Origin of the sequence: Synechococcus sp. Cruz CV12-2-Slac-r, assembly GCF_024346075.1 — a bacterium.
In the GTDB taxonomy this organism is placed as follows: Bacteria; Cyanobacteriota; Cyanobacteriia; order PCC-6307; family Cyanobiaceae; genus Synechococcus_D.
The window spans coordinates 1-4,573 of sequence record NZ_JAGQEK010000127.1 but is presented as its reverse complement, the minus strand read 5'-3'; the positions used below and the strand labels follow the sequence as shown (position 1 = coordinate 4,573).

Annotated in this window: 6 protein-coding genes and 1 tRNA gene; 2 read left to right on the top strand and 5 right to left on the bottom strand. The window is 51.1% G+C overall.

Going from position 1 to position 4,573, the window contains the following annotated elements:
* On the bottom strand, positions 1–761 hold a 761-nt coding region (locus tag KB557_RS09110), incomplete at its 3' end, for a cob(I)yrinic acid a,c-diamide adenosyltransferase (RefSeq protein ID WP_255133448.1).
* 56 nt (positions 762–817) lie between these two features.
* On the opposite strand from KB557_RS09110, the gene larE reads away from it, so the two are divergent.
* A complete protein-coding gene (gene larE, locus KB557_RS09105) occupies positions 818–1,660 on the top strand; it encodes an ATP-dependent sacrificial sulfur transferase LarE (protein ID WP_255133453.1) in 843 nt (280 codons plus the stop codon).
* 10 nt (positions 1,661–1,670) lie between these two features.
* On the opposite strand, the gene speD is transcribed toward larE, so the two are convergent.
* Entirely contained in the window at positions 1,671–2,135 is a 465-nt protein-coding gene (gene speD, locus KB557_RS09100) for an adenosylmethionine decarboxylase (RefSeq protein WP_255133447.1), read from the bottom strand.
* A 199-nt stretch (positions 2,136–2,334) separates the two neighbouring features.
* Entirely contained in the window at positions 2,335–3,432 is a 1,098-nt protein-coding gene (gene recF / locus KB557_RS09095) for a DNA replication/repair protein RecF (protein WP_255133451.1), read from the bottom strand.
* A gap of 53 nt (positions 3,433–3,485) precedes the next feature.
* Between recF and KB557_RS09090 the strand changes: the two genes are divergently transcribed.
* Positions 3,486–3,559, top strand: a tRNA-Arg gene (locus KB557_RS09090).
* 8 nt (positions 3,560–3,567) lie between these two features.
* On the opposite strand, the gene KB557_RS09085 is transcribed toward KB557_RS09090, so the two are convergent.
* Together KB557_RS09085 and KB557_RS09080 are read right to left on the bottom strand one after the other, a co-directional pair.
* Complete coding sequence (locus KB557_RS09085; protein ID WP_255133445.1) at positions 3,568–4,038, bottom strand: N-acetyltransferase; 471 nt, start codon at positions 4,036–4,038, stop codon at positions 3,568–3,570.
* Positions 4,039–4,064: 26 nt separating this feature from the next.
* Positions 4,065–4,573, bottom strand: a 509-nt coding sequence (locus KB557_RS09080) for a phosphoenolpyruvate carboxylase (RefSeq protein WP_255133442.1), incomplete at its 5' end; no start/stop codon positions are given.

Genomic DNA, 4,573 nt, shown 5'->3' with positions numbered 1-4,573 from the left:
GCAATTGCGCTGTCTTCTGTGTAACCGGTGCCACCTTTTAGCCATTGTAAAATTAATACGCGATGGCTTTTATCTTGGCTGATGCCTTTACCGATGGCCTGCAATGCTTTGCCGAGGGCGCTGGTGGATTTTCCCTTGCCTTCGCCGGTATATATCTCGATGCCTTCAACCCCTAAATCAGCAGCGGATGGATGTTGATGGGCGCGCATTTCGGAATGAAGATCTGCCAAATTCACTAATGATCTTGGTGCGCCCCTACCGGTGGCAATTACCTCAAGGCCAGCTGGTTTTGCCGCCAGGGTTCTAACCACCTCCTGTTCATCCAGCAAACCAAGATCCAAAACCGGATTTAATTCATCGAGCACTACCACTGAATAAAGAGCGCTCGCTAAAGCACCACGAGCAATATCCCAACCGCGTTGGGCTTCTTGGCGATCAAATCGTGTTACTTCGTCAGCGTTGAAATAGTCGGCACGGCCAGTGCGCACCTGATCAATTAAGTGGGGGAAGCCCTGTTGCAACGCTTCGATGGCTGCATCTTCTGCGTAGGCCCTGCCAGGTCCTTTAAGGAAGCGGATTAATAGAACGCGCGTGCGTTTCTTTTCACAGATACCAAGGCCGATAGTGCGTAGTACAACGCCAAGGGCAGCCTGGCTTTTTCCTTTTCCATCGCCGTCGTAAACATGCAGCTGGCCATGGTTGCGCTCATCGCTGCCAGCGGCAGTGCGTATGCCAATCCCACCACCACTTGAGCTTGTCATGGGCGGATTGTAACGAGGCTGGATAGCCTGAACTGGCTACGGGGCAAATCCCTGTGATCATCCAAACTTCAAATCATCCACTGGTAGAAAGCTTGCCGGCACCACGGCAGCAGCAACTATCTGCTTTACGTAATTGGTTGCTGCAACAATCCGCTGTGGTGGTGGCGTATTCCGGCGGAGTAGACAGCACTTTGGTGGCGGCTCTTGCGGCCGAGCAATTGGCTGATCGCGCCGAAGCTGTAACCGGAGTGTCTCCTGCTTTAGCGCCAAGTTTGCTGCAGGAAGCCCGTTGGCAGGCCCAATGGCTAGGGATGCGGCACCGCGAAATCCTTACTCAAGAACTTAATGATATAAATTACAGTTCAAATCCAGAAAACCGTTGTTATTTTTGTAAAAAGGAATTACATGGCTTATTAACTAAAATATCCGGCACTTTCTTGGTGCTTGATGGAGTAAATCAAGATGATCAAGCAGATCATCGCCCAGGCCTACAGGCAGCTGCTGAACATGGAGTGGCATCCCCTTTGCTGCAATTCGGTATTGATAAGCAAGGGGTAAGAGAAATTTCAAGGGCCCTCGGTTTCCCTTGGTGGGATAAGCCAGCCCAGCCATGTCTTGCTTCTAGGTTTCCCTATGGCGAACCGGTAAGCGCCAACCGGTTGCAAAGAGTGGCCAAAGCGGAAGATATATTACGAGGTTTTGGCTTTAGCCAACTAAGGGTGCGCTGTCAGGGGGATACAGCTCGCATTGAACTATTGCCTGCAGATTTGGTTCAACTATTAAAACCAAAAGAACGCCAAGAGTTGGTAAGTCAATTCTTGGCGCTTGGTTTCACTGCAGTAAGTGTTGATCTTGAGGGTTTGGTGAGCGGAAAGCTCAACCGTTCCCTATTGCAGTAAGTGCGAGCGTTTATGCCGGAAGTGGCTCCCGTTGCGTGTCTGCAATTGCAGATGGGGTGCGCCGTCTAAAACTTCGCAAGTTTTGACGCGTAGAACCCAACTCTTCGCTGAGCACGGCACAGGCCCTTTCAGGCATGGTGTGATCGCCACAAGTGAATACATCCACTGCGGCGTAGCCGGATTCTGGCCAGGTGTGAATTGAGATATGGGATTCAGCTAAAAGTGCTAATCCCGTTACCCCTTGGGGTTCGAACCGGTGGGTGATCAAGTTCAGGAGTGTGGCGCCAGCCCGCTTCGCTGCTGAGGTGATGGCGTTCCTGAGAAATGCTTCGTCGTCGAGCCGGCTGGAATCACAGTCGTACAGCTCGAGAATGCAGTGTTTACCCACCATGTCCGTTGGGACATTTTCATGTTGGGGAACAGGGGTTGCGGGGCGTCCTGGATCTGGGTGCAAACAGGATGAGGCTTTGGCCATTGAATCGGGCAAAAGAGCTTCTAATCTTAGCGCTCATCATTGGCTTAAACAGTTTTTAAAATGGAAATAAATCGGCAAACACGCGGATTAACTGTTGGCGAGTTGCTGCTTGTGTTGTTTGTGGTGGCAGTGGCGGTGGGAGCTGGAGCTCTGTTTCTTGTAAAATCTTCTGGTTTAAACAAAGCCCCGCTTCCAGCTCCTAGCAATGTTCAACCAAAAGTGATCCCCCCTGCACCGTGATCAGTTGGGCTTTGTTACGCCATTCCTCTACGCAGCTGTGGAGGTGGGTGGCGCTTACAAGGCATTGATGCCCCTCGCCAATTGCTTCCAACAGCAGTTGTTGGCGGTTTGGATCAAGCTCCGCCAGCACATCATCCAGCAGCAGGATTGGGGCGCAGCCACTGAACTGCTTCACCAATTCCAACTCTGCCAATTTCAATGCCAGCACTAAAGTGCGTTGCTGGCCGGCTGAACCCAAGCGCCTCGCTGGTTCACCCCCAAGTAAAAGAGCCACATCATCTCTTTGGGGACCCACCGTGCAAAAACCCAAGCGAAACTCCTGATCTCGTTGCATCTGCAGCTGGGCCAGCAGGCTGGCTTGCCAAACACTTTCTTGTTCGGGCTCCACTAATTCACTGCCAGGAAGGTATCGAAGTTGCAGTTGCTCCCTACCACCGCTGAGTTTTGCTTGCCACGGTGCCGCCAGTGGCTCTAGGCGTCGCAGCATGCGATAGCGACGGCGATGCAGCCTTACCCCAATAGCAGCTAATTGCTGATCGAATACATCCAGCATTTCCGCTTGCCCCCCAAGCTGCCGCCGTAAAAGCTGAGTGCGTTGTTTTAGTAGGCGCCCATAACGGCTCAGCAGTTCGCCGTATACCGGCTCCAGTTGCAAAACCACACGATCCAGCCAGCTGCGCCGCAGGGCTGGTTCCCCCCGCACCAATTCCAAATCAAGGGCGCTGAATCCAACGCAACGTAAAGGGCCCAGCAAATCGAGCTGCCGCTCTAAAAACTTGCCATTGCGTTGAGCTCTGCGCCCCCCCTCCCGCCGCAGTTCCAACACCAGTTCATCGTCTCCATCAAAACCAGCCTGAGCTCTTAAAAAGCCAGATTTCGCACCCCTTTGAATTAAATCGCGATCATTGCTGCAGCGATGGGAACGCAGGCTGCCAAGAATTTCCACTGCCTCCAGCAGATTGGATTTACCTTCACCGTTTTGGCCAAGTACCAACAGACGCGGTGAATCAAGCACCAATTTCAGGTTGCTGTAGTTGCGAAAGCTGCTGAGCTCCAGGCGGTGGAGAAGAATGGGGCGCAGGCGGTTTGACAGCTAGGCTAGTTAGGTGGGGGCATGTAGCTCAGATGGATAGAGCGTCAGATTCCGGTTCTGAATGTCGGGGGTTCGAGTCCCTCCATGCTCGTTTTCCCCCTAAATCAGTTCAGGTTTCAGCTCTAATCCCATGGCACGAATGCCGTTGGGATCTGAGCTAAATCCATAGGTTTCAAGAACTGGGATCAATTCCGGCCCTGCAGCCAAAGAGATACTGCAGCCAGGCCATTGCTTGCGCATTCTGTTGAGGGAGCTGTAAACCAACACCTCCATAATTTTCTGTTTTTCTATTTCTTCAGGTAAAACCACGAGATCCCAAAGATTTGCATTTAGAGCTTCATCGCTTGTAACCCGTAGAAATCCCACTAGCTGATCTTCTTTTTCTACCCTCAGCGACCAGGCACTGCGCTCTAGGGCTAATGCAACCTTTGCATTGCTGCGGATAGGAGCGCCGCATTTTTGCAGCAATGTATTTACCTCTTCTGCACCTGTTGGCAATGGTTGCCAATAAATCTGATAACCCTCAGGCAATTGGGGCGCGGCAGTGCTGCTACGGAAATAAGGCATCATTTAATTATGGGCGCTTAAAACTTCGTTCAACCGGTGTTGCGCAAGCCTGCAGCGATACCATTAATCGTGAGCAAGGCACCACGTAACAGTTCGCTGCGGCTATAGGTTCTTGTGTCGTTTGCTTCTGTTTCATTCATTGGCGGTTGTCTATGTTGATTGCGCAATCGCCTTAAAAGTGCAACTTGCAAAAAGCCTAAGGGCACGATTGTGCGGTTGCGTAGTTCTACTGATTGTTGTAAACCAGGATCACCATCAAGCAGCCTTTTATGGCCAGAAATTTGTAGTACTAAATCTTTAGTTAGTTGATATTCGCTTGAAATCTGCTCAAAAATTGCTTCAAATGCTGTGCGGCTTTCCGGGCTACCTAACGATTGTACGTAGTGATGCGCTAGATCTAAATCAACCTTGGCGAGTGTCATCTCCACCTTGGAAATCAACATCCTAAAGAAGGGCCATCGTTGATATAAAACCCGCAACAATTCTAGTTGTTTGGGATCGATATCAAGTTCATCGCGTATGGCGGCGCCCACTCCAA

Bases quoted from the DNA above. Each gene is read 5' to 3' on its own strand.
- speD (WP_255133447.1), bottom strand. From the start codon at position 2,135: ATGGCCAAAGCCTCATCCTGTTTGCACCCAGATCCAGGACGCCCCGCA.
- KB557_RS09085 (WP_255133445.1), bottom strand. From the start codon at position 4,038: ATGATGCCTTATTTCCGTAGCAGCACTGCCGCGCCCCAATTGCCTGAG.